The 25,430-nt window shown below is 68.0% G+C and carries 17 protein-coding genes; 9 read left to right on the top strand and 8 right to left on the bottom strand.

Features of this window, described 5'->3' with window-relative positions:
* Nucleotide 1: 1 nt before the first annotated feature.
* From xdhA to J2W23_RS11200, 7 genes are all read right to left on the bottom strand, one after another.
* Nucleotides 2-1,603 (bottom strand): xanthine dehydrogenase small subunit, encoded by a 1,602-nt coding sequence (gene xdhA, locus J2W23_RS11230; protein WP_307648769.1) that lies wholly within the window; start codon nt 1,601-1,603, stop codon nt 2-4.
* Nucleotides 1,604-1,788: 185 nt separating this feature from the next.
* Complete coding sequence (locus tag J2W23_RS11225; protein ID WP_307648768.1) at nt 1,789-3,051, bottom strand: TCR/Tet family MFS transporter; 1,263 nt, start codon at nt 3,049-3,051, stop codon at nt 1,789-1,791.
* A complete protein-coding gene (locus J2W23_RS11220) occupies nt 3,048-4,010 on the bottom strand; it encodes a glycosyltransferase family 2 protein (RefSeq protein ID WP_307648767.1) in 963 nt (320 codons plus the stop codon). Before J2W23_RS11220 ends, J2W23_RS11225 begins: the two co-directional genes overlap by 4 nt.
* 8 nt (nt 4,011-4,018) lie before the next feature.
* Nucleotides 4,019-4,237, bottom strand: a complete 219-nt coding sequence (locus tag J2W23_RS11215) for an MbtH family protein (protein WP_307648766.1) — start codon at nt 4,235-4,237, stop codon at nt 4,019-4,021.
* Between the two features lie 37 nt (nt 4,238-4,274).
* On the bottom strand, nt 4,275-5,594 hold the full coding sequence (locus J2W23_RS11210) for a glycosyltransferase (RefSeq protein ID WP_307648765.1): 1,320 nt from the start codon (nt 5,592-5,594) through the stop codon (nt 4,275-4,277).
* 17 nt (nt 5,595-5,611) lie between these two features.
* Complete coding sequence (locus tag J2W23_RS11205) at nt 5,612-13,087, bottom strand: non-ribosomal peptide synthetase (RefSeq protein ID WP_307648764.1); 7,476 nt, start codon at nt 13,085-13,087, stop codon at nt 5,612-5,614.
* Nucleotides 13,088-13,495: 408 nt separating this feature from the next.
* Nucleotides 13,496-14,410 carry a LysR family transcriptional regulator gene (locus tag J2W23_RS11200; RefSeq protein ID WP_307648763.1) on the bottom strand — a complete coding sequence of 305 codons (915 nt, stop codon included), beginning with the start codon at nt 14,408-14,410 and terminating at the stop codon, nt 13,496-13,498.
* A 119-nt stretch (nt 14,411-14,529) separates the two neighbouring features.
* Between J2W23_RS11200 and J2W23_RS11195 the strand changes: the two genes are divergently transcribed.
* The 9 genes from J2W23_RS11195 to J2W23_RS11155 all read left to right on the top strand — a co-directional run bounded on the left by J2W23_RS11195 (nt 14,530) and on the right by J2W23_RS11155 (nt 24,698).
* Nucleotides 14,530-15,726: a PQQ-dependent sugar dehydrogenase gene (locus tag J2W23_RS11195; RefSeq protein WP_176659682.1), complete on the top strand. Its 1,197-nt coding sequence runs from the start codon at nt 14,530-14,532 to the stop codon at nt 15,724-15,726.
* Entirely contained in the window at nt 15,723-16,391 is a 669-nt protein-coding gene (locus J2W23_RS11190; protein ID WP_307648762.1) for a c-type cytochrome, read from the top strand. Before J2W23_RS11195 ends, J2W23_RS11190 begins: the two co-directional genes overlap by 4 nt.
* A gap of 93 nt (nt 16,392-16,484) precedes the next feature.
* A complete protein-coding gene (locus J2W23_RS11185; protein WP_307648761.1) occupies nt 16,485-18,644 on the top strand; it encodes an indolepyruvate ferredoxin oxidoreductase subunit alpha in 2,160 nt (719 codons plus the stop codon).
* Nucleotides 18,645-18,652: 8 nt separating this feature from the next.
* Complete coding sequence (locus J2W23_RS11180; protein WP_307648760.1) at nt 18,653-20,269, top strand: indolepyruvate oxidoreductase subunit beta family protein; 1,617 nt, start codon at nt 18,653-18,655, stop codon at nt 20,267-20,269.
* A gap of 44 nt (nt 20,270-20,313) precedes the next feature.
* Nucleotides 20,314-21,312, top strand: a complete 999-nt coding sequence (locus tag J2W23_RS11175) for a Bug family tripartite tricarboxylate transporter substrate binding protein (protein WP_307648759.1) — start codon at nt 20,314-20,316, stop codon at nt 21,310-21,312.
* An 88-nt stretch (nt 21,313-21,400) separates the two neighbouring features.
* On the top strand, nt 21,401-22,453 hold the full coding sequence (locus J2W23_RS11170) for a TRAP transporter substrate-binding protein (RefSeq protein WP_307648758.1): 1,053 nt from the start codon (nt 21,401-21,403) through the stop codon (nt 22,451-22,453).
* A gap of 3 nt (nt 22,454-22,456) precedes the next feature.
* Nucleotides 22,457-22,981, top strand: coding sequence for a TRAP transporter small permease (locus tag J2W23_RS11165; RefSeq protein ID WP_307648757.1), 525 nt, complete (start codon nt 22,457-22,459; stop codon nt 22,979-22,981).
* Nucleotides 22,978-24,279 (top strand): TRAP transporter large permease, encoded by a 1,302-nt coding sequence (locus tag J2W23_RS11160; RefSeq protein WP_307648756.1) that lies wholly within the window; start codon nt 22,978-22,980, stop codon nt 24,277-24,279. Before J2W23_RS11165 ends, J2W23_RS11160 begins: the two co-directional genes overlap by 4 nt.
* On the top strand, nt 24,279-24,698 hold the full coding sequence (locus J2W23_RS11155) for an acyl-CoA thioesterase (protein WP_176659676.1): 420 nt from the start codon (nt 24,279-24,281) through the stop codon (nt 24,696-24,698). Before J2W23_RS11160 ends, J2W23_RS11155 begins: the two co-directional genes overlap by 1 nt.
* 4 nt (nt 24,699-24,702) lie before the next feature.
* Here the strand turns inward: J2W23_RS11155 and J2W23_RS11150 are convergent, their stop codons facing one another.
* Complete coding sequence (locus J2W23_RS11150; RefSeq protein WP_307648755.1) at nt 24,703-25,179, bottom strand: low molecular weight protein-tyrosine-phosphatase; 477 nt, start codon at nt 25,177-25,179, stop codon at nt 24,703-24,705.
* Nucleotides 25,180-25,430 lie beyond the last annotated feature (251 nt).

Genomic DNA, 25,430 nt, shown 5'->3' with positions numbered 1-25,430 from the left:
GTCAGACTCCTTCCGCCTGCGCTTTGGCCGGGGCATGGGGCATCACGCTCCAGACGCTGGTTTCTTCGAGGGAAAGCGCGTCTTCGGTACGGGTTTCGAGCCACAGGCGCTGGATGAGGTTTTGCGCCACCTGCAGCCGGTAGTCGGCCGAGGCGCGCATGTCCGACAGGGGCTTGAAGTCCTGCGCCAGCGCGAGCTTGGCGGTGGCGACGCTGGCCTGCGTCCACGGCTTGCCGACGAGCGCGGCTTCCGCGTTCGCTGCGCGCTTGACGGTGGCGGCCATGCCGCCGAAGGCCAGTCGCACGGCCTTCACCGTGTCGCGGCCGGCCTCGAGTTCGATGGCGAAGCCCGCGCACAGCGCCGAAATGTCGCAGTCGAAGCGCTTGCTGATCTTGTAGGCGCGCACCTGGCGGCGCATGGCGGCCAGCGGAATCGCCAGCCCCTGCACGAACTCGCCGGGCTGCAGCTGGTTCTTCATGTAGTCGATGTAGAAGTCGGGCAGCGGCATGCGGCGCACCACATCGCCGCGGCGCAGCTCGATCTCGGCATCGAGCGACATCAGCACCGGCGGCGAATCGCCGATGGGCGATCCGTTGGCCACGTTGCCGCCCATGGTGCCGGCATGGCGGATGGGCGGCGAGGCGAAGCGAAGCCACACGTCCTGCAGGCTGGGCACGCGCTGCACCAAGGCTTCGAAGGCGGATTCGAGCGAGGCGCCGGCGCCGATGTAGAGCTCATCGGCCCGGGTCTCGATGGTCTTCATTTCGGCCACGTCGCCCACGTAGATGATGTCGCCCAGGTCGCGGAACTGCTTGTTGACCCAGAGGCCGACGTCGGTGGAGCCGGCCAGCAACTGGGCACGCGGCTTCTGTTCGCGCAGCGCAGCGAGCTGGGCGAGGGTCCTGGGGGCGTGGAAATGGTCGATGCGGGCACCGAGCGGCGCGGCGTAGTTCAGGTCCTGCCCGCCGTTCTGCAGCGCGGTGAGCGCGGCCACCACGGGCTTGGTGTCGAGCCGCACGGCCGGCAGGTCGAACATGCGCTGGCCCGCATCGAGGATCGGGCGGTAGCCGGTGCAGCGGCAGAGGTTGCCCGAAAGATCGTCGGCCAGTTGCTGGCGCGTGGGCTGCGTGCCCTCGGCCTGGTGGTGTTCGTAGGTGGACCACAGCGACATCACGAAGCCCGGCGTGCAGAAGCCGCACTGGGAGCCGTGGCAGTCGACCATCGCCTGCTGCACCGGGTGCAGCGTGTGGACGGGGTGCTTCTTGTCCTGCAGCGGCGGGGCGGCGCACTGTGCCTTCAGGTCCTCGACCGTGAAGAGCGCCTTGCCGTGCAGCGTGGGCAGGAACTGGATGCAGGCGTTGACCGTTTGCAATTGCAGGCCGCCGATGGCGCCCGGGGCATTCGCGTCGGCGGCCAGCTCGCCGATCACCACCGTGCAGGCGCCGCAGTCGCCCTCGTTGCAGCCTTCCTTGGTGCCGGTGCAGTGCGCGTCCTCGCGCAGCCAGTCGAGCACCGAGCGGGTCGGATGCACGCCGCTGACGTCGACGATCTTGCCGCGATGGAAAAAACGGACGGGCTGGATATTGTTGGACTCTGTACTCATGCGCTTCGCTCGTGGGCGGCTCGGTGTTTCCGGCCAAGCCTGGACGTTAGTCGCTTGCGCCGCAACCCACATACCGCGGGAGCCATATTGCGTATGTGGGCGCGGGTATGCGACCTAGGGGGAAACCCTGGAAAGCGAGAGCAATTCCCGGGCCACGGCCGCATGGGCGCGCCCGGAGCGCCTCTTCAGGTCAGCTCGGGCACCGCCGCGACGGCCGCTTTCGGCTGTGCGCAGCGCCAAGCGATCAGCGCGCCGATGCAGAGGAACACCGCGGCGATGAAGAACGGCGCGCCCGGCAGGTGAACCGGCGCGTCCGCGCCGATGAAATAGCCGAAGCTGCCGGCAAACATCGCCGGCCCGACGATGCCTGCCACTGACACCAGGCTCGTCAGCGCGCCCTGGATTCGGCCTTGCTCGCCAGCGCCGACCTCCCGGGTGACCAGCGCCTGCGCCGCCGGCCCGGCGAACGCCAGCAAGGTGCCGAACGGCAGCGCGGCCAGAAGCATCCAGCCGGCGTCGGCGAACCCGATGACGACGAAGCCGAGCACGCCAAAGCCCATGCCGAACAGCAGCGCACGGCGTTCGCCCAAGCGCTTCACGCCCGGCCCGATCAGCAGCGCATTGACCAGCACGCTGAGCACGCCCACCGCGCCGAGCACCCAGCCCACGGCGTCCTCCTTCCAGTGGTAGCGGTAGTCGGCAAACAGCACGAACACGCTCGGGTAGACGTACTGGGCCAGGTTGACGAGGAAGATCACCGCCGCCAACCCGAACACCTGCGGATAGCGCTTGAGCAGCAGCAGCGATCCGAGCGGATTGGCGTGAGACCAGTCGAACTTGCGGGCGCGCCGCTCCGGCGGCAGCGATTCGGGCAACACGAACCACCCGTAGCAAAAGCTGAGCAGCGTGAGGCCGGCCGCGAACCAGAACGGCAGGCGCGGATCGATGTGGCTCAGCTGCCCGCCGAGCACCGGCCCGAACACCAGCCCCATGCCGAAGGCCGCACCCACGATGCCGTAGCTCCGGGCGCGATCTTCCGGTGGCGTCACATCGGCGATGTAGGCATTGGCGATGGTGAAGCTGGCCGAGAACACGCCGGACACCACCCGGCCGACGAACAGCCACGGCAGGCTGTCGGCCAGGGCCATGAACACGAAATCCACGCCGAGGCCGAGGCACGACAGCAGAATCACCGGCCGCCGCCCGAAGCGATCGGACAGCGCGCCCTGGATCGGCGAGCTCACGAACTGGATCGCCGCGAACGCGGTGCCGAACACCGCGATCCAGTACGCCGCCGTCGCGGTGCTGCCGCCGGCCAGGCGCTCCACCAGGTGCGGCAGGCCGGGCAGGATCAGGCCGAACGCCAGGAAGTCGATCAGCACCGTGACGAAGATGAAGGCGAGCGCGGCGCGGCGCACGCGCGGCGCTGGAAGGGTCGAGGGGGTCACTCGCTGCGGCTCAGGTATTTGCCCATCCGGGGATGCGCCTCGACGAGGCCCCCGAGCCGCCCGAACATGCCATCGAAGCAGCCGAGCATCAGGGCGATGGTCTTTTTCAGGCGATCGCGCTCGAACACCAGCATGGGCAGGATCTGCTTGAGCGTGTAGACGTTGATGAACAGGATCGCGGGAAAGGCGCGCACATGCGCCCGCGAGAGATCGATGGCATTGCGCGCAATGTAGTAGCGCCGCGCTGCCGGATAGTTGATGAAGTGGATCTTCCAGCCGAACAGCGACCGGGCCCGGATATCGCCGATCTGGTGCCGCAGAACGACGTGGGGGTTCAGGTAGAGCGGCACCTCGCGGCCGAGGGCGCGCATGCAGTAGTCGGTGTCCACGTGGTCGATCACGTAGCGCTCGTCGAACCGGCCGACTTTGTTCCAGGCACCGCGCGAAATCAAGGAGCCCGAGGAGATCATGAAAGCGCAGCGCATCAACGGCTCGGTGAAAGGCTGCCGCAGGTCGAGTTGGTAGACGCGCTTGCCCTGGAGGCCGAATTGCGGGATCAGCGCGTCCAGGTTCGTGTCGTGGACGAGCGGTCCGATCAGGAAGGCCGCGTCTTCTTCGCACTCGCCCTTCCGCTCCCGGGCCACCATCGCAGCCGCACACATGGCATCGAAGTAGCCGGGCGGCAGCCTCGAATCCTGGTCGAGCAGGAAGAAGAGTTCGGCGCCCCGCGCCTCGAGTTCGGCGATGCCGCAGTTGAAGGCGCCCGCGATGCCGCCGCGGTTGCCGTTGTGCAGCACCGGGACGCCCGCATCGGCGAGCGCCCGATGCCAGCCACCCGCCTGCGGCGTGTTGTCGACCACGCACAGGCGCTCGCATGCCCCCGCAAGCGAATGCAGGTTCGCTACTTGCGCGTCGGTCGGGAAATAGGTAACGACGACGGCACCGAACGGGAGGGCCATCGCCAGTTTCAGCTGGCGTCGGCAGCCGTGGCCGCCACCAGCGAGCGCGGCCGCATGTCCTGCCAATTCGCCTCGATGTAGGCGCTGCAGGCGTCGCGGTCGGTCGGCGCCAGCGCCACCTGCCAGCCGGCGGGCACGGCGATGAAGGCGGGCCACAGCGAGTGCTGGCCCTCGTCGTTCACCAGCACCTGGAAGCTGGCGTTCTTGTCGTCGAACGGGTTGCTCATCGGCAATTTCCTTGGTTGTACGGATCGTGTGGGGGGGTCAAGCCATTTCCGCGGATGCGGAGGTTTGCAGAAGTGCCTCGAGGGCACCGGCGATGCCGGTCAGCGCGCGATGGCATGCGAAGTCTTCGCGCAGCACCGCCGCGCGTTGGCGGTAGGTGGAGTTGCCCAGCACCTTGCGCACCGCATCGCCGACCTGGCGCGCGGTCGGCTGGCCGGTGGCGAGGTTGATGCCCGCGCCCGACCAGGCCACGCGCGCGGCGATCTCGGGCTTTTCTTCGGAGGTCCCTGCGACCACCAGCGGCACGCCGAGGCTCAGCGCATGGTTGACCGAACCGTAGCCGCCGTTGGTGACCATCGCATGCAGCTTGGGCAGCAGCCGGTCGTAGGGCAGGAAGGGCACCACGCGCGCGTTGGCCGGCAGGTTCACCGCCAGGCCCGGCGGCACCGGGCCGCCGGTGGTGGCGATGACGAGGATGTTCTTGTCGCCGGCCAGCGCCTGCAGCGTCGGGCCGATCAGTTGCGACGGGTTCTGGTTGGCCAGCGTGCCCTGCGTCACCAGCACGACCGAACGGCCGTCGTCCAGTTCGTGCCACCACTCGGGCGGCGTGAAGTCGCGGCTCGCGGGCGAGAGCAGCGGACCGACGAAATGCACCGATGCGGGCAGGTCGCTGCGCGGGTATTCGAACGAAGGTGCGGTGAGCTGCAGGTAGAGGTCGGGCAGCTTCACCATCGCATCGACGAAGAAGTCCGGCAGCGCGGGCAGGCCCGAGCGTGCGAGCAGCGTGTCGAAGTAGCGCTGCACCTCGCCGAACATCGCCTGCTTGAGGTTGGTGTTCATCGCCTTGTTGCGCACCCGCCCTTCCGGCGTGGACGACGGCGGCAGCGCAGTGCCGAAGAAGGCGGTGTCGCAACTGGACAGCGGCAGCGCCGAGATGCCGATGCCGACGATGGCCGGGCGGTCTTCGCGCTCCTTTCCCAGCAGCAGCGGGAAGGTGCCGCAGAACATCGTGTCGACGAGGATGGCGTCAGCCTCGAAGTCGTCGAGGATCGACTGCAGGCCCGCATGCTGCGCGGCCATCGCATCGGCGAAGAAGTGCTTCAGGCCAAAGCACATCTGCGCATGCGCCGAGGCGATGCGCTGGCGTTCAGGAAAGCGCTTGTCCAGGTCGCGGTAGTCGAAGTCGATGGCGCGCTCGAAGGGCGTGAAGCCCGCGCCGGTCGCCTCGGCCTGCGCCTTGAACTGGCTCGCGGTGTGCACCCGCACCTCGTGCCCCTGGTCCACCAGGTGCTGCGCGATGGCCAGCATCGGCAGGACGTGTCCCGGCAAGGCGGTTGCGGCGATGAGATAGCGTGCCATGGCGTGGCTCCTTTGCTTCAAGAGGTGGTGGTTTCCAAAGCGCGGCGCGCCTTGGTGTCGATGCCCAGGTCGACGAAGTAGCGCTGCAGCAGGTCGCGGTCCACCGGGCGGATCGGCGCGCCGATGGCTTCGAGCTGCGCATGCGTGGCCGCACCGCTCACCTGCGGCGGCGTGGCCGTGGTGTCGTAGCGGTCGAGGATGGCGAGCACGGCGGCCAGGTCGCGGTCTTGCGCAACCTCCAGCCGTGCATGCGCGCGCTGCAGCCAGGGCTCCAGGCCGACCGGCTCCAGCCGCATGCCCATGCGCTCGAAGACGTGCGGAATGTCGCGCACCCGCAGCGCCGCCTGGCTCATCAGGTGGAACACCTGGCCCCACGAGGACTCCTGCGCCGCCAGGCCGAGGATGGCGCGCGCCACGTCGTCCACCGGCGTGAGGTTCAGCGGCAGGTCCATGTCGGGAATCGCTTCCAGGTCGGCATAGAGGTGCGCCACGCGCCAGATCAGGTCGTCGGCATTGCAGATCGCGTGCGTGTGGTCGCCGGTGACAGCGCCGAGCCGGTAGATGGCGACCGGCATGCCGCGCGCCTGCGCCTCTCGGGCCAGCGCATCGCCGACCCACTTGCTCTGGCTGTAGCCGTCGACCAGCCCGCTCCACGAGGCCAGCGCCGATTGCTCGGTGATGGTGTCTTCCTTGTTGTTCTGGTCGATCACCGCCAGCGTGGAGACGTAGTGCATGCTCTTCGCGCGGCCCTGCGACGTCCATTCGAGCAGCGTGACCACGCTGTCGACGTTCGCGGGTTTGAGGCTCGCGTAGGGATGCAGGAAGTCGACCTGCGCGGCGCAGTGGTAGATGGCGTCGCAGCCATCGCGCACCAGTTGCACGGCCGCGTCGTCCAGGCCCAGGCGCGGCTTGCCGAGGTCGCCGGTAACGACCTTGATGCGCGCGTCGTCCCAGATCGCGCCGAGCTGGCGCTGAGCCAGCGTGCGCTTCAGGCGCTCTTCGCCGGCCTGTTCGTCGGGCGCACGCACATGGCAGACCACGCAGGCCGCGGTGTCGCGCAGCAGTGCTGCCAGCAGGTGGCTGCCGACGAAGCCGCTCGCACCGGTGAGGAACACGCGGCGCGGTGCGAGCTTCGGCGCGGTGGCCTGCGGGCGGATGTGCGCGGGCAGATCGAGCTCGCGCGACAGGTCCAGCGCCTCGGCCGCGCCGCCCGCGTTGTCGAGCCACGCGGCCAGGCCGGCAATCGTCGGCCGGTTGTAGACCTCGGCATGCGGGAAGTCCGCGCGCACCTGCTGGCGGATGCGCATGCCCAGCTGGATGGCCATGAGTGAATGCCCGCCGATCTCGAAGAAGTTGTCGTGAATGCCGACGCGCTCAAGGTGCAGCGTCTCGGCCCACAGGCCCGCGAGCAGCTTCTCGGTCGGGGTGCGGGGCTCCACATACAGCGCAACGGGCTGCTGGTCGGGCACCGGCAGCGCCTTCTTGTCGAGCTTGCCGCTTTGCGTGAGCGGCAGCGACGGCAGGCGCACGAAGGCCGACGGCACCATGTAGTCGGGCAAGCCCTGCGCCATGTGGGCGCGCAACTCGGTCGGCTGCGGCTCGGAACCAGCGACGAAGTAGGCGACCAGCCGCTTCTCGCCGGGCACGTCTTCGCGGGCGATGACCGCGGCCTGCGTGACGAGCGGGTGCTTGAGCAGCACGGACTCGATCTCGCCCGGCTCGATGCGGAAGCCGCGGATCTTCACCTGCTGGTCGGCGCGGCCGAGGAAATCGAGCGTGCCGTCGGCGCGCCAGCGCGCGAGGTCGCCGCTGCGGTACATGCGGCTGCCGGGTGCGCCATGCGGGTCGGCGATGAAGCGCTCGGCGCTCAGCGCGGGCCGGTTGAGGTAGCCGCGCGCGAGGCCGCTGCCGGCGATGTAGAGCTCGCCCGCGACGCCTTGCGGCACCGGCTGCAGGGCGCTGTCGAGCACGTACATCCGCGTGTTCCAGATCGGCTGGCCGATGGAGGGCAGTTCCCCGGCCGTCATCGGCGCGCTCATGCTCGCGCAGATGGTGATCTCGGTCGGGCCGTAGGCGTTGATCATGCGGCGGCCCTGCGACCACTTCGCCGCCAGCGCAGCGGGGCAGGCATCGCCGCCGACCACCAGCGTCTGCAGGTGCGGGAACTCGCCATGCGGCAAGGTGGCGAGTGCGGCGGGCGGAATCAGCGCATGGCTCACGGCCTGCTTTTCGAGCAGGTCGGCCAGTTCCGTGCCGAGCAGTTGCTCCGGCCCCGGGACCACCAGCGCGGCACCGGCGCAAAAGGCCATCAGCTGGTCCATCACGGAAGCGTCGAAACCGCTGGAGGAGAACTGCAGCACGCGCGAGTCGTGGCCGATGACGAGCCGCTCCGCCATTGCCGTGCCGAGGCTGCTCAGGCCCGCATGCGGCACCACCACGCCCTTGGGCACACCGGTGGAACCCGAGGTGTAGATGAGGTAGGCGGCATCCTGTGGATTGGCCGCGTGCGCCAGCGGCGCATCCGACTGGATCGCCAGCGCGGCGACCATGCTGTCGCTGTCCAGCGCGATGCAGCGGGGAACACCGGCCAGTTCGGGCAGCAGCGCATCGTGCGTCAGCACCGCTGCGGGCGCCGCCTCCTCGAACACGAAGGCGCTGCGCGCGGCCATGTGGTTCGGGTCGATGGGCAGGTAGGCCGCGCCGGCCTTCACGATGGCCAGGTGCGCCACGATGAGGTCGAGCGAGCGCGGCAAGACGGTCGCGACGATCGCGCCGGCCCCGATGCCCTGCGTGCGCAGCAGGTGCGAGAGCCGGTTGGCCCGTGCATCGAGTTCGGCGTAGCTGACGGTCGCGTCGTCGAGCACCACCGCGTCCGCATGCGGGCGCTCTGCGGCGTGCGACGCCACCATGGCGGCGAACGAGAGCGGCGCGAGATCGCGCGTGCGGCCGCTCCAGTCGGACAGCAGGCGGCCGGTTTCCTCGGCGCTCAGGATGGCGAGGCCGCTCACCGCGTCGTCGGGCGCATCGCAGGCTTCCTCCAGCAAGCGCACCAGCCGCTCGCTCATGGCCTCGATGGTGCTGCGCTCGAACAGATCGGTGCTGTACTGGATGCCGCCGGAAATGCCACCGGGCAAGCCATCGGCGCCGCGCTGCTCGCCGAGGATGAACGACAGGTCGAACTTCGCGGTGTCGATGGCCACCGGCTGCGGCGTGATCGACAGGCCCGGCAGGCTGAACGACAGGCGGCTCGTGCCCTGGAAGCCCAGCATGACCTGGAACAGCGGCAGGTTGGCGCGCGAGCGGCCCGGGCGCAGCAGCTCCACGAGGCGGTCGTACGGGAACTCCTGGTTCGCATAGGCCGCGAGGTTGGTGGCGCGCACGCGCGAGACCAGCTCGCGCAGGCTCGGCTGGCCCGAGGTGTCGGTGCGCAGCACCAGCGTGTTGACGAAGCAGCCGATGAGCTCGTCCAGCGCATGGTCGCTGCGCCCGGCCACCGGGCTGCCGATGACGATGTCGTCGCCCGCGCCGAGCCGGCTCAGGAGGCCCGCAAGCGCGGCCTGCAGCACCATGAAGACGCTGGCCTGTCCGTCGCGCGCCAGTTGCAGGATGCGCTCGTGCACGTGCGCCGGAATCTGCAGCGGAACCACGTCGCCGCGGTAGGTGGGCGCGAGCGGCCGCGCGTGATCGACAGGCAGCGCCAGCTGCTCGGGCAGGTCGCTCAACGAGGAACGCCAGAACTCGCGTTGGCGGCCGGCCATGCTGTCGGCATCGTCTTCGCTGCCCAGCAGCTCCTGCTGCCACAGCGCGTAGTCGGCGTACTGCAGCGGCAGCGGCTCCCAGCCCGGCGCCTTGCCCTCGCAGCGCGCGGCGTAGGCGACGCTGAGGTCGCGCGCCAGCGGCAGCAACGAAGCGCCGTCGCCGGCGATGTGGTGGGTGAGCAGCAGCAGCACGTGCTCGTCGGCCACGAGCTTGAACAGATAGACGCGCAACGGCGCCGCGCTGCCCAGGTCGAAGGCGTGGCCCGCCGCGGCGTGAAGCTGTGCCGCGATTTCTTCTTCGCTGCTGTCGGCCTCGATCACCGCCGGGCGCGCATCCGCGCCGTCCAGGATGTGCTGGTACGGCAGCCCGTCTTCGTTCGGATAAACGGTGCGCAGGCTTTCATGGCGCTGCACAAGGTCGTCGAGCGCCGCATGCAGCGCGGCGCGGTCGAGCACACCTGAAAGGCGCAATGCCAGCGGCATGTTGTAGGCCGGGTTCGCACCTTCGAGCTGGTTCATCAGCCACAGGCGGCGCTGCGCAAACGACAACGGAATGCGCGCCGGGCGCGGCATCGGCACGAGGCTCGGGCGTGCGACCGATTCCTGGTCGAGCAGTTCGGCTAGGCCCGCGATGGTGGAGACCTGGAACAGCGTGTCGACCGGCAGATCGATCATGAACTGCTGCCGGATCATCGACATCAGCTGCACGATCATCAGCGAGTGCCCGCCGAGTTCGAAGAAGTTGTCGTTCACGCCGACGCGCGGCAGGTGCAGCGTCTCGGCCCAGAGGCCGGCCAGGATCTTTTCGGTCGGCGTGCGCGGCGCGGCGTACGGCGTGGCGGCCTGCACTTCGGGCGGTGGCAGTGCCTTGCGGTCGAGCTTGCCGCTCGGTCCGAGCGGCAGCGACGGGAGGCTGACGAAGGCCGAGGGGACCATGTACTCGGGCAGCGATTGCGCGAGGTGCGTTCGGAGTTCGGCCGCTTGCGGATCGGTTGCATCGGCGGCGACGACGTAGGCCACAAGGCGCTTTTCACCGGGCGTGTCTTCGCGCGCAATCACCGCCGCTTGCGCGACCTGCGGATGCTGCAGCAGCGCCGATTCGATCTCGCCCGGCTCGATGCGCAATCCGCGGATCTTCACCTGCTGGTCGGCACGGCCGAGGAAGTCGAGGCTGCCGTCCTTGCGCCAGCGCGCGAGGTCGCCCGTGCGGTACATGCGGCTGCCGGGCGTGCCGTAGGGATTGGCGATGAAGCGCTCGGCGCTCAGCAGCGGGCGCTTGAGATAGCCGCGTGCGAGGCCGACGCCCGCGATGTACAGCTCACCGGTCACGCCGGCCGGCACGGGCTGCAGGCCGCTGTCGAGCACGTGCATCTGCGTGTTCCAGATCGGGCGGCCGATGGGAACGCTCGCGGCTTCCGCGTCGTCCGTGCGCTCGCACTCCCACGAGGTGACGTCGACCGCGGCCTCGGTCGGACCGTAGAGGTTGTGCAGCTCGCACGACAGGCGCTGCTGGAACTGCGACTGCAGCGCGGGCGACAGCGCCTCGCCGCTGCAGATCACGCGGCGCAGCGTGCTGCATGCGGCGGCCGTGGGTTCGAGCAGGAAGACCTCGAGCATCGAGGGCACGAAGTGAATGGTGGTGATGCCCTCTTCCGCGATCAGCCCGGCGAGGTACGCCGCATCCTTGTGGCCGCCCGGCTTCGCGAGCACCAGCGTGGCGCCGTCGATCAGCGGCCAGAAGAACTCCCACACCGACACGTCGAAGCTCGAGGGCGTCTTCTGCAGCACGCGGTCGTCGGCCCGAAGGCCGTAGCGGTCCTGCATCCAGCGCAGGCGGTTGACGATGGCGCGGTGCGACACGACCGCGCCCTTGGGCATGCCGGTCGAGCCTGAGGTGTAGATCACATAGGCCGGATGCGAAGGATCGATCGCGATGCCGGGATCGGCGTCGTCGCAAGTCACCAGTTCGGCAATCGTTTGCGCTGCATCGAGCAGCAACTTCGGAGCGACTGCCGGCAACGACTCCGCGAGGGCTTCGGTGGTGACGAGGCACACCGGTTGCGCATCGCCGAGCATGAAGGCGATGCGGTCCTGCGGGAAATCCGGGTCGACCGGCAGGTACGCCGCGCCGGTCTTCAGCGTGGCGCACAAGGCAATCATCAGGTCCATCGAACGCGGAATCGCGAGCGCCACGGTGCGCTCCGGGCCCGCACCGCGTGCGCGCAGCAGGTGCGCAAGGCGATTGGCGCGGCGGTTCAGTTCGTCATTGCTCATCGCCTCGCCGTCGAAGCGCAACGCGATGGCTTGCGGGTTGGCGGCGAGCTGCGTTTCGATGAGCGCGGTGAGGTGCGTATCGGGCACCGCGCGGGCCGTGTCGTTCCACTCGACCAGCAACTGCTTGCGTTCGTCGGCGCCGAGCAGGTCGATCTGGCCGACGGCCTGCAACGGCAGCCGGATCACGGCATCGATGAAGGCAAGCAAGCGGCGCTGGTGGTCGGCCAGCTCCTGTGCGGTGTGCACCGCGGGGTTGGCGTCGAAGTCGATCTGCAGGTCCTGTCCGTTGCCGCGTTCGTACAGGAAGATGCCGAGGTCTTCCGCCGTGCCGTTCGAGAGGTTGCGCGGCTTGGCTGCATGGCCCGCAAAGCGGAAGTCGTAGTCGAAGGGCTCGACGTTGACCACGGTGGTGAAGAGCTGCCGGTTGTTCACCAGCATGTTGAGGTCGCTGCGCAGGTGCTCGTAGCGGTACGACTGGTGCCGCAGGATCTGCCGCATCTGCCGGCCGACTTCGCGGATCAATTCCGGAATCGGCAGGTCCGCGCGCATCGCAAGGCGCAGCGGCAACGCGTTGGCCACCATCGCGGGCACGCGGCGCATGCGGTCGTTGTGGCGCGCGGTGACGGGGATGCCGATCGCCATGTCCTCGATGCCGGTCGCGCGGTACAGGTAGGCCGCGGTGGTGGCGATGAGGATCTGCGGCAGCGTGGTGCCGAGCTCTTGCGCAATGACCTGCAGGGCCTGCACGCTGGCCGCGGGCAGGTGCACCGTCTGGCGCAGGAGGCCGCCGATGTTGACCGAACGGCGCGAGGCGAGGCTCAGTGGGTCGGGGGCGTCGGCGAAGCGCTCGGTCCAGTACTGGCGGTCACGCGGAAAGCGGCCGGACTCGCGGTAGGCATGCTCCTCGTCGGCCAGCTGCGAGATCGGTGCGAGGCGCGAGTCTTCGGGCACCGCTGCGTTGCCGTTGGCCATCGCGGTGTAGATGTCGGCGAAGCGGCGCGCAATGAGCCCGCCGCTGAAGCCGTCGAGCGCGATGTGGTGGCTGCGGTGGTACCAGATGTGGCGATCGGGCGCGAGGCGGATCAGCGCGGACAGCCACAGCTGCCCGTGCGCGAGGTCGATGTTCCGGGTGTAGTCGGCGCGCATCCAGCGCTCGGCCTCGGCCTGCGGATCGCTGTCGCCACTGAGGTCGAGGTAAGGCATCTCGCCAGTGAAAACAGGCGCGACCACCTGCCGCGGCCCTTGCGGGGTGTCGACGAAGCCAAGGCGCGTGGCCTCGACTTCATCGGCCACCTGCCGCATGGCCGCGAGAAAGATTTCGGGATCGATCTCGCCAGCGATGTCGATGGCTTCGGCGAGATTGAAATTGGTGTCGGGCGAGGCGAACTTTGCGCCGAGCCACATCGCCATCTGCCCCGAAGTAAGGGGGGCGGTGCGGCCCAGCTGATCGACGGTACTCATGCACTTCTCCAGGTCTTGAGTGAAATTGGCAACGATGCATGTGCGCGTGAAATGGACGCGTCATGCATCGGCCGCTCAAGGAGAAATGCCGGTGCTCCGCGGTAACAATCCGTTCACATTGCCAATCCACTGTACAAGTGGTTGCAACACTTTCAATGACGGTTTTTGGGTTGAAAACATTTCACGAACGTCTTTGAGCGCGAAAGATTTCATCCTTGCGATGCGATGTGAATCGCGGCTTTCGGAATCGAAGGCTTTCATCGTATTTCGGGGGCCATGCACCCCAAAAGCATGTTGCGATGCAGCAACTTGGCGAGGAAGTTGTAGGGGCATCGCTCGCCGTGTTATTCGTAAAGGCTGGCGCGTGCGCGCAGCGTGGCGCGTACTTTGGTTGTCGAACGCGTCGCCTCAGACGCGCTCGGAGAAGAGCGCAGTGATCACCTGCCGCAACCAGCGATTGGCCGGGTCGCCCTCGAAGCGTTTGCTCCAGTGCAGCGACACGCTGAAGTCGCGCAGCGGAAACGGCGGCTCGACGATCGCGTAGCCGCCCTCCTCCGCAAATCCGCGCGCGATGTTGCGCGGCATCACCACCGCGAGATCGGTGGCGCGCACGATGGCCGGCAGCACCATGAAGTGCTCGGTCGTGAGGCGCAGGCGGTCTTCGAGGTTGAGCAGTTGCAGGATGCGCAGCGTGTCGGCGTGCGTGCGCACCGCCACGTAGTCGAGCTCCTGCAGTGCCTTGAGCAGCGCCTGCCCCTTGCGCCGGCGCCTCACGAAAGGATGGCCCTTGCGCAGCAGCACGATGTAGCGGTCTTTCAGGAGATGCGTGCGCTGCGTGTCGCGCACGCTCGACAGAAAACCGAAGGCGAAATCGATGCGGCCGCTGTCGAGCGCGGGCGCGACCTCCGCGGGCTGCAGCGGCAAGGTCTCCAGCCGCACGCCGGGCGCCAGCTCGCCCAGCCGTGCCATCAGCGCGGGCAGGAAGCGCCCTTCGCCGATGTCGCTCATGTGAATACGAAAGCTCTTGCGCGAGACCTGCGGCTCGAAGCGATCGGGCTCGAGCAGCGCCGCCTCGATCGTGCTGAGCGCCGCCTGCACCGCCACCGCAAGCCGATCGGCGCGCGGTGTCGGCGCCACGCCCCCGGGGGTGCGCGTGAAGAGCGCGTCTTTCAAGAGCAACCGCAGTCGGCCCAGGCCGTGGCTCGCCGCGGGTTGCGTGAGACCCAGCGACTCTGCCGCGCGACTCACGCTGCGCTCGCGATAGACCGCATCGAACAGACGCAGCAGGTTGAGATCGACCGAGTCGATATGCATGCCATTCATATTGCTTAGCTTGATTATTTTATTGAGCGCAGACCCCATGGCACGCACACTGGCGAGCGGTTTTCAGTCGCCCCCAAGTCGACCCGTTTGAACACCCCACGACAAGAAGGAGACACGACATGGCCCTACGCCGTTCGCACGCGGTACTCGCCGCCCTGCTCTTCACAGTCACCGCCGCATGGGCCCAGCAGCCCCCGGCCGAGGAACCGGGGTGGGCCAAGGGCCGCCCCAAGAACGAAGCCGCCACGCGCCTGGCACCGGTGCCTTCCTTCCCGATTCCCACCGCGCCCGACCAACTGCCCACCGCCAAGTTCAAGCTCCCGCCAGGCTTCAAGGTCGAGACCTGGGCCTCGGGCGTGCTCGATGCGCGCGAATTGCGCCAGGGCGCCAAGGGCACGGTCTTCGTGAGCACGCTCTTCGTGGGCAACAAGGTCTACGCCATTCCCGAGAAGGGCGACCGCAAGCCCAGGACCATCATCGACAAGACCGAGTTCGCCACCGGCATCGAGTTCTACAAGGGCGCGCTCTTCCTGGCCACGCACAAGCAGATCGTGCGTTACGACGGCATCGAGGACAAGCTGGACAACCCCGGCACGCCCGTGGTGCTCAACGACAAGCTGCCCGGCGGCCAGGACCATAGCTGGCGGTACCTGCGCATGCACAAGGACAAGCTCTACTACGCCGTCGGCGCGCCCTGCAACCTCTGCGAGCCCGACGATGCGCATGCGCGCATCTTCCGCATGAACCCCGACGGCAGCGGCATCGAGACCGTGGCGCGCGGCGTGCGCAACACGGTGGGCTTCGACTTCGACCCGAAGACCGGCAACCTCTGGTTCACCGACAACGGCCGCGACTGGCTCAGCGAAGACCTGCCGAACGACGAGCTCAACGTGGTGACCAAGCCCGACCAGCACTTCGGCTACCCGTACTGCCACCAGGGCAACATCCTCGATTCGGAATTCGGCTGGGGCAAGCGCTGCGAGGACTACCAGAAGCCCGCAGCCCTGCTCGGCCCGCACGCCGCCGCGCTGGGCCTCACCTTCTACAACGGCAAGAGTTTCCCGGCCAAGTACCGCGGCGCCATGTTCATCGCGCGCCACGGCCCATGGAACCGCACCACCAAGTACGCCGACATCGCGGTCGCGTGGCCAGACGGCAAGGGCGGCGCGAAGGTCGAGCCTTTCATGACGGGCTTCGTCGAGAACAACACCTACCTCGGCCGGCCAGTGGACTTCCTCGTGCTGAAAGATGGCTCGATGCTGGTGAGCGACGACCACGCCGGTGCGATCTATCGCATCAGCTACGGCGGCCGATGAAGAGAGCAAGCGTCATTGCAAAAGCGATAGCGGCGGGCTTCATGGCGGTGGCGCTGTCGTCGGCGGTTGCGCAGCAGGGCACGACAAGGGCAGCGCAACCAGCGCCATCGGCCCAGCCCGGCTATGCGCACCGCTACGCGTCGCTGTGCGCCTCATGCCACGGCGCGAACGGGCGCAGCGACATGGCGGGCACGCCGGTGCTCGCGGGCCAGCATTCGTTCTATGCGATCACGCAGCTCTTTCTCTTTCGAGAAGGCCGGCGCGACAACCCGGCGATGACCGCAGTCGCCAAGACCATGACCGACGCCGACCTGCGCGGCTTCTCGGATTACATCGCCACGCTGCCCGCGGTGCCCGCACCGCCGGCCGCCACGCCGCCGGATGCCGCGCGCATGACACGCGGCCAGGCGCTCGCGCAGGAGCATCGCTGCGTGATCTGCCACGGCGCCGACCTGAGCGGCGGCCAGCAGGTGCCGCGCATCGGCCAGCAACATGAAGACTATCTGCAGCTCACGCTGCACGGCTTTCGCACGGGCAAGCGCCCGGGCTACACGCAGGCGATGGGCGAAGCGGTGAGCCGCATCGCACCGGAGGACCTGGACACGCTCGCCTACTACGTGGCGCGCTTCCCCGCCGCGCCCGCGAAGCCTCCACCACCGAAGTAACACCGTCGTACGACATCAGCGAATGCGCGAGGCGAGCGCAGCGCGCCGCGTACCCGTCACATCCCCAAACCATCAACATCGGAGCCGACTCTCTTGGAAGTCTCATTCAGCAAGGAAGTGGAAATGCTGCGTCTCGGCAGAGGCGAAACCTTCCATGGCGAGGGCATCCTCGCCATCACCAAGGGCCTCCTGCAGTCGGGCGTGGCCTACGTGGGCGGCTACCAGGGCGCGCCCGTCTCGCACCTGCTCGACGTCATGGTCCAGGGCAAGACCTACATGGACGAACTCGGCGTGCATGTCGAGGCCTGCTCGAACGAGGCCTCGGCCGCGGCGATGCTCGGAGCCTCCATCCACTACCCGCTGCGCGGCGCGGTCACCTGGAAGTCCATCGTCGGCACCAACGTGGCGGCCGATGCGCTGTCTAACCTCTCCTCGCCGGGCGTGACCGGCGGCGTGCTGATCGTGGTGGGCGAGGACTACGGCGAAGGTGCCAGCGTGATCCAGGAGCGCACGCATGCCTACGCGCTCAAGTCGAGCATGTGCCTGCTCGATCCGCGGCCCGATCTCGGCGTGATGGTGCGCATGGTCGAAGAAGGCTTTCGCCTCTCCGAGACCTCGAACATGCCCTGCCTCATGGAGTTGCGCATCCGCACCTGCCACGTGCGCGGCAGCTTCGAGTGCAAGGACAACATCGCGCCCGCCGTCTCGACGCGCGCGCTGATGACAGAGCCCGCGGGCTTCGACTACATGCGACTCGCGCACCCGCCCGTCACCTTCCGCCACGAGAAGCTCAAGGGCGATGCGCGCATTCCGGCGGCGCGCCGCTACATCGTCGAGCACGGGCTCAACGAGCTCATGCCCGGCAAGCGCCATGCGGACCTGGGCATCGTGGTGCAGGGCGGGCTCTACAACGCGCTGATCCGCAGCCTGCAGCAGCAGGGCCTGGCCGATGCGTTCGGCGAGACCGACATCCCGATCCTCGTGCTCAACGTGACCTACCCGCTGGTGCCCGAGCAGGTGGCCGACTTCTGCATCGGCAAGCGCGCGGTGCTGGTGGTGGAAGAAGGCCAGCCCGAGTACATCGAGCAGGACATCGCGACCTTGCTGCGCCGCCGCGACATCCAGACGCCGCTGCACGGCAAGGACATGCTGCCCGCAGCCGGCGAGTACGGCGTCGAGGTGCTGTCGGGCGGCATCGGCGCCTTCGCTGCGAAGTACATCGGGGCCGACGCAGCGTTGTCGTCCGCACAGGCCTGGCTCGCGGGCAACCGCGAGCGCCGCGAAGCGGTTGCGCGCCAACTCACGGCGCCGCTGCCCAACCGCCCGCCGAGCTTCTGCATCGGCTGCCCCGAGCGCCCGGTATTCTCCGCGCTCAAGCTCGCGCAACAGGAGACGGGGCCGGTGCACATCGCGGCCGACATCGGCTGCCATGCCTTCGGCACCTTCGAGCCGTTCTCGATGGGACACTCGATCCTCGGCTACGGCATGAGCCTCGCGAGCCGCGCGGGCGTGGCGCCGATGATGAACCGCCGCACGCTGTCGATCATGGGCGACGGCGGCTTCTGGCACAACGGCCTGCTCACCGGGGTGCAGAGCGCGCTCTTCAACGACGACGACGCGGTGCTCCTGATCTTCAAGAACGGCTACACCTCGGCCACCGGCACGCAGGACATCATCTCCACGCCCGACGACGAAGTGAAGGAACGCGCCGTCGACAAGCAGCAAAGCCTGGTCGACAAGAACCAGACCATCGAGGCCACGCTCACGGGCCTGGGCGTGAAGTGGATGCGCACCGTGACCACCTACGACGTGGAGCGCATGCGCAAGACGCTGACCGAGGCGCTCACCAGCGACTTCAACGGCCTGAAGGTGGTGATCGCCGAGGGCGAGTGCCAGCTCGAGCGCCAACGCCGCATCAAGCCGTGGATCGCCGGGCTGCTGAAGAAAGGCGAGCGCGTGGTGCGCGTGAAGTACGGCGTCGACGAAGACGTGTGCAACGGCGACCATGCCTGCATCCGCCTCTCGGGCTGCCCCACGCTCACGCTCAAGGACAACCCCGATCCGCTGAAGGTCGACCCCGTGGCGACCGTGATCGACGGCTGCGTGGGCTGCGGCCTCTGCGGCGCGAACGCGCATGCGGCCACGCTGTGCCCGAGCTTCTACCGCGCCGAGGTAGTGCAGAACCCGAAGTGGCACGAGCGCATCGTGCATTCGCTGCGCGGCGCGGTCGTTCGCGCACTGCAACCCGCATGAGCCTCGCCATGGAACAGAACCGTCCCATCACCCTCCTCGTCTGCGCCCTCGGCGGCGAAGGCGGCGGCGTGCTCACCGAATGGCTGGTGGACATTGCCCGCCACGCCGGCTACGCCGCGCAGAGCACATCGATTCCCGGCGTCGCGCAGCGCACCGGCGCCACCACCTACTACATCGAGGTATTCCCCGTGCCGCTCACGCAGCTCGCCGGCAGGCGCCCGGTGTTCAGCCTGAGCCCGGTGCCGGGCGCGCTCGATGCCATCGTTTCGTCGGAGCTGCTGGAGACCGCGCGGCAGATCGGCAACGGCATGAGCGCGCCGCTGCGCACGCTGGTCATCAGTTCGTCGGGGCGCATCTTCACCACCGCCGAGCGCATGGAGCCCGGTGACGGACGCGCCGATGCGCAGCGGCTGGTCGACGTGGTGAAAGCCTTCAGCCGCGAACACCACGTGTTCGACATGAACGCCATCGCGCGCGACACCGGCACGGTGGTCAGCGCGGTGATGCTCGGCGCCATCGCGGGCAGCGGCCTCTTCCCGTTCCCGCGCGAGGCGTATGAGCATGTGGTGCGCGGAGGCGACACGAGCGCACCCGAAAAGCTCGGCAAGATGGCCGCCGCCAGCCTGCGCGGTTTTGCGGCTGCCTTCGATGCGGTGAGCGCACCGCGCACGCAGGCCGCCTTCGTGAACAGCGTGATGGCGGGCGACACCGCCGATGCGCCGCCACCCGCACGCGCCCTGCCCGACGAACTGGCGCGCCGCTTCCCGCCCGCCGTGCACGACATGCTCGCGCTCGGCCATGCGCGCGTGCTCGACTACCAGGACGCTGCCTACGCGGCGCAGTACGCCGATCGATTGGGCAAGCTGCTGGATGCCGAGCGCGCCGCCGATCCGGCCGGCGCCCACGGCTTTGCCATCACCCGCGAGGCGGCACGCTGGCTCGCACTGTGGATGGCCTTCGACGACATCGTGCGCGTGGCCGCGCTCAAGGGCCGCGCGAGCCGCGCCCAGCGCGTCAGGCAGGAAGTGCGCGCCACCGATGAAGACATCGTGAAGCTCTACGACCACTTCAAACCCGGCGCTGCCGAGTTCGCAGCGCTGCTGCCGCCGGCGCTGTCGCGCCGCGTGACCGCGTGGGACCGCGGCCGGCAGGCGCGCGGCCGCGAGCCCTGGGCACTGCCGCTGAAGGTGGGCAGCCACTCGGTGCTGGGCATGGCGTCGCTGCGCCTCCTTTCATCGCTCAAGTGGCTGCGCCGCCGTGGCAGCCGTTTCGCCGAGGAGCAAGCGCTGATCGAACGCTGGCTTGCGGCCGTGGAAGCCGGCACGCGCGAAAGCTGGGCACTGGGCCACGAACTCGCGCTGTGCGGCCGGCTCATCAAGGGCTACGGCAGCACCAACGAACGCGGCAAGCACAACCTGCTCCATGTGATCGACGCCCTCGCGGCGAACCCGGCCCTGCCTGCGCCGGCCCGCGCGGAAGCGATTGCCGCAGCGCGCGAAGCAGCGTTGGCCGACGAAGGCGGCAAGGCGCTCGACGCGGCGCTGGTACGCCACGGCGCCGCGCCGCGGCCTGTGGTGGCGCAGCCGATCCGCTGGATGAAACGGCCGCCCTCCAAGGCCGCTTGAACCTCCCGCCTCACGAATCCATAACGACATCAGAGACAACCGCCATGACATCGACGCCACTCCCTTCCAAACGCCGGCTCGCGCTCGCCGCAGCCGCCGCGGCACTTCTGGTTTGCGCACAAGCGCAGGCCAACACGGGCTCCAGCGCTTGGCCCGCCAAGCCGATCAAGGTCATCGTCAACTTCCCGCCCGGCGGCGCAGCCGACCAGATCGCGCGCGCCATCTCGCAGCCGCTGCAGGAGGCGCTGAAGCAGCCGGTGGTGATCGAGAACCGCGCGGGCGCCAACGGCAACGTCGGTGGCGAGGCGGTGGCGCGCGCACCGGCCGACGGCTACACGCTCCTGATGAGTTCAGGCGGCATGGTGTCGGTCAACCCGCACCTCTACGCGCGCATGAGCTTCGACCCGGCCAAGGACCTCGTGCCGGTGGCCGCCGCCGCGCGGGTGCTGGTGTTTCTGGTGACCAAGCCTTCGCTGCCGCCCGCGAACGTGCAGGAGTTCATCGCCTACGCCAGGGCCAACCCCGGCAAGCTGTCGTACGGCTCGCCCGGCAACGGCAGCTCGCCGCACCTGGCGGGCGAGATGTTCAAGAGCCAGGCTGGCCTCTTCGCGCTGCACGTGCCGTACCGCGGCGCGGCGCCCGCGCTGCAGGACCTGCTCGCGGGCCAGGTCGACTACAGCTTCGACCCCGGCATCGCGCTGCAGCAGGTGCGTGCGGGCAAGCTGCGACTGCTCGCGGTCGGCAGCCCGAAGCGCTCGCCGCTTTTCCCGGACGTGCCCACGCTCGACGAGGCGGGCCTGCGCGGCTTCGATGCCGACACGGTGTTCGGCTTCTATGCACCTGCCGGCACGCCGCCGGAGGTGGTGGCGCAGCTCAATGCGCAGATCAACCGCGCGCTCGCGCTGCCGGCGGTGAAGGAGCGCATCGCGTCGCTCGGCGGAGAGGCGGTTCCCGGCTCGCCGGCCGACTTCCAGCGGCGCGCCGCCGCCGACTCGCAGCGCTTCGGCGCACTGATCCGCGAAAGGAAGATCGCCGCCGACTGACCGACACCGCCTCCGTATCCCCAGGCTGCTCCCTCGTTGCCGATATCGGCGCTTCAGAAGATTCACAACACAGAAAGAGAGACAAGACATGCAGACCCCTTCCGCCATCCGCTTCCGCTCCCGGGCGCCCGTGCTCGCACTCGCTGTCGCGGGCTTCTGCGCGGCGCTGGCTGCACCGGCCCTCGCGCAGGACAAGCCGGTGCAGCTCAAGCTCTCGAGCTGGGTGCCCGCGCAGCATCCGCTCAACCCGGCCCTGCAGGCCTGGGCCGACGACATCAAGAAGGCATCGAACGGCACCCTCACCGCGATCCTGTTTCCGTCGGAGCAACTGGGCAAGGCCTTCGACCACTACGACATGGCGCGCGACGGCATCGCCGACTTCTCGTACGTGAACCCGGGCTACCAGCCGGGCCGCTTCCCGGTGATGGCCGGTGCCTCGCTCCCCTTCCTCTTCGCCAACGGCAAGGAAGGCTCGGCCGCCATCGACGCCTGGTACCGCAACTACGCGGCCAAGGAAATGAAGGACGTGAAGTACTGCTTCGCGTTCGTGCACGACCCCGGCACCTTCCATTCGCGCAAGAAGATCACGCTGCCTACCGACATCAAGGGCATGAAGGTGCGCCCGGCCACCAGCACCGTGGGCCAGCTCATCACCTCCCTGGGCGGCACCAACGTGCAGGCCTCGGCGCCCGAGTCGCGCGACATGCTGGAGCGCGGCGTGGCCGATGCCATCACGTTTCCGTGGGGATCGATCGGCCTCTTCGGCATCGACAAGGTGGTGAAGTACCACATGGATGCGCCGCTCTACGTCACGCCCTTCGTCTGGGTGATGAACAAGGGCAAGTACGACGCGATGTCCGCCGCGCAGAAGAAGGTGATCGACGACCACTGCACCAGCGAATGGGCGCAGAAGGTGGCAGGGCCGTGGGCCGACTTCGAATTCGGCGGGCGCGCGAAGATCGCGGCGCAGTCGGGGCACGAGGTCTACAAGCTCACGCCGGAGCAGCTCGATGCATGGCGCAAGGCGGCCGCGCCGTCGGAAGCGCAATGGGCCGAGGGTGTGAAGAAGGTGGGCGAAGACCCGAAGGCGGTGATGGATGCGCTGAAAGGCAGCCTCGCCAAATACAAGTCGGCGCTCTGAGCGATGGCTGCCCGGTCCGCCAGCTACATGGACCGCGCGATCAATACGATCGAATGGCTCGCTGCCATTTTTGTAGGGATCGTCGCGCTCAACATCTTCGTGGCCGTGGTGCTGCGCAAGTTCTTCGACACCTCGATCCCCGACGCCTACGACTTCGGCCGCATGCTGCTGGGCATCCTGATCTTCTGGGGCATTGCGGCCACCAGCTACCGGGGCGGCCACATCACGGTGGACCTGGTGTGGACCGCGGCAGGCCCGCGCATGAAGCGGGTGATCGACGTGTTCGCCACGCTGGTGCTGCTGTTCGTGGTGGCGGTGCAGACCGCGATGCTGTTCGACAAGGTGCGCGGCACCTATGTCGACAACGTGCTCACCTACGACATGAACATTCCCACCTGGCCCTTCTATGCGGTGGCCTGGGCGGGCGATGTGTGCGCCGTGCTGCTGATCGCGATTCGCACCTACCGGCTGATCTTCCATCCCGAGCAGCTCGAAGAAATCCACGCTGAACAGAAGGCCGACGAATGAGCCCCGATGCAGTTGCCATCCTGGGCTTCGTCGCCCTCTTCGTGCTGATGCTGTTGCGCGTGCCGGTCGGCATGGCGATGGGTCTCGTCGGCGTCACCGGCTACAGCTACCTCGTAGGCCCCGGGCCCGCGCTCAAGCTCGTCGGCCAGACCTCCATGCGCACCGTGACCGACTACACCTTCGGCGTGATCCCGATGTTCATGCTGATGGGCGCGCTGGTGTCGGTGTCGGGCGTGAGCCGCGAGCTCTTCAAGGCGGCCAACTCGATGATCGGCCACCTGCGCGGCGGCCTGGGCGTGGCCACCGTGGTGGCCTGCGGCGGGTTCGCGGCGATCTGCGGTTCGTCGGTGGCCACGGCCGCCACGTTCTCGGCGGTGGCGTATCCGGAGATGCGGCGCTTCAACTACCCGCAGTCGTTCTCCACCGGCGTGATCGCCGCGGGCGGCACGCTGGGTGCGATCTTGCCGCCATCGACGGTGCTCGCGGTCTACGCCATCCTCACGCAGCAGGACATCGGCAAGCTCTTCATGGCGGGCATCGTGCCGGGCATCCTGGCGATGGCGATGTACGTGCTGACGATCGCGATCATCGTGAAGCTCAGGCCCGACTGGCTCCCCGGCGGCGAAGTGAAACCGTGGTCCGAGCGCTTCAAGGACCTGCGCAACGTGTGGGCGCCGCTGGTGCTGTTCGTGTTCGTGATCGGCGGGCTCTACGGCGGTTTCTTCACGCCGACCGAGGCGGGCGGCGTGGGCGCGAGCGGCGCGTTCATCCTCGGGCTGCTGCGGCGCAAGCTCGACGGCCCGAAGATCCGCGAGGCGCTGCTCTCGGCCACGCGCACGGCGGCGGCCGTGTTCACGGTGCTGATCGGCGCGCTCTTGTTCGGCTACTTCCTCACCATCACGCAGAGCCCGCAGAAGCTCACCGAATTCCTCACGGGGCTGGGCATCGGCCGCTACGGCGTGCTCGCGCTCATCATGGTGATGTACCTGGTGCTCGGCTGCCTGATGGATGCGATGGCGATGATCATCCTCACGGTGCCCATCATCTTCCCGGTGATCGTGCACCTGGGGTTCGACCCCATCTGGTTCGGCGTGATCATCGTGATGACGGTGGAGCTGGGGCTCATCCATCCACCGGTGGGAATGAACGTCTTCGTCATCAAGAGCGTGGTGAAGGACGTGAGCTTCACCACCATCTTCAAGGGCGTGCTGCCGTTCATCGCGACGGACATCGTGCGCCTGGTGATCCTGATCGCGTTCCCGGTCATCGCGCTGTGGCTGCCAACGAGAATGGGCTGATGAGTACAGGCAAAGAAATCATCTACACCGCACGCGTCGAATTCGGCGACTGCGATCCGGCCGGCATCGTCTGGTTTCCCAACTTCTTCCGCTGGATCGATGCGGCCTCGCGGCATTTCTTCGCCGGATGCGGCGTGCCGCGCTGGGAAGAAACCACGAAGACGCTCGGCGTGATCGGCACGCCGCTGGTCGATACGCACACGCGCTTCGTGAAATCCGCAAGCTATGGCGACACGCTGGAGATTGCAGTGCGCATCACCGAGTGGCGCGACAAGAGCTTCGTGCAGACCTACCGCGTGACCCGCGGCGAAGACCTGATCCTCGAATGCGAAGAGGTGCGGATATTTGCTGCGAAGCGCGAAGGCGGGGGCATCCGTGCGGTGCCGATTCCGCCGAGCATTCGCGCGCTCTGCGAATAGCCGGTCAGCGGGTCCCGGCCTCGGCCCGGAGCTTGGCGAGCAGGCCGTCGACGCCGCGATCGATCAGGTCGAAGGCCTCCATGAAGGCCTGCTGGCCGCCATACCAGGGGTCGGGCACATCGCCTTCGTCGTCCTTGGAAAAGTCGGTGAGCAGGTGCAGCTTGTGGGCCGTGCCCGCGGGCGCAAGGCGGCGCAGCGCGGCACAGTGATGCGCGGTCATGCCGACGATCCGGTCGAAGCGCTCGAAGTCGCTCGCACGAACCTGGCGCGCACGGTGCGCGGGCATCTCGATGCCGCGCCGGCGCGCCTCGGCGATCGAACGCGGATCGGGCGGGTTGCCGCGCTCCTCGTCGGAGATGGCGGCGCTGTCGACATCGACCGGAATGCCGGCGAGGCGGGCTTTGTGCAGCAGGAGCGCGTGGGCGGTCGGAGAGCGGCAGATATTGCCAGTGCAGATGAACAAGACGGCGGTTTTAGTCATCGAATTGAAAGCCTGTTGAAAGGTTGCAGCGCGGGCCGAGGCGAAATCGCAACAACGAGGCGATAACGACCCTGCTGGCATTGCAGGACAGGCGCTAAAAGGTTGACTCTCATTGTGACGCGGTGCAACAATCCTGCATCTTTACTTCGGAGCCCCGTGCGTGGACAGTGCCAGTTGGATCAGTGACAAGAAGACGCGTGCCTCGGCAGGCGTGACACATCCGGCCCTCTAGCGCAGGCTCTTTCGCGCTG

The organism is Variovorax boronicumulans (assembly GCF_030812215.1).
Lineage (GTDB): Bacteria > Pseudomonadota > Gammaproteobacteria > Burkholderiales > Burkholderiaceae_C > Variovorax > Variovorax boronicumulans_C.
Note: the sequence above shows the minus strand (reverse complement) of the source record. Positions and strands in the feature narration are given on the sequence as shown.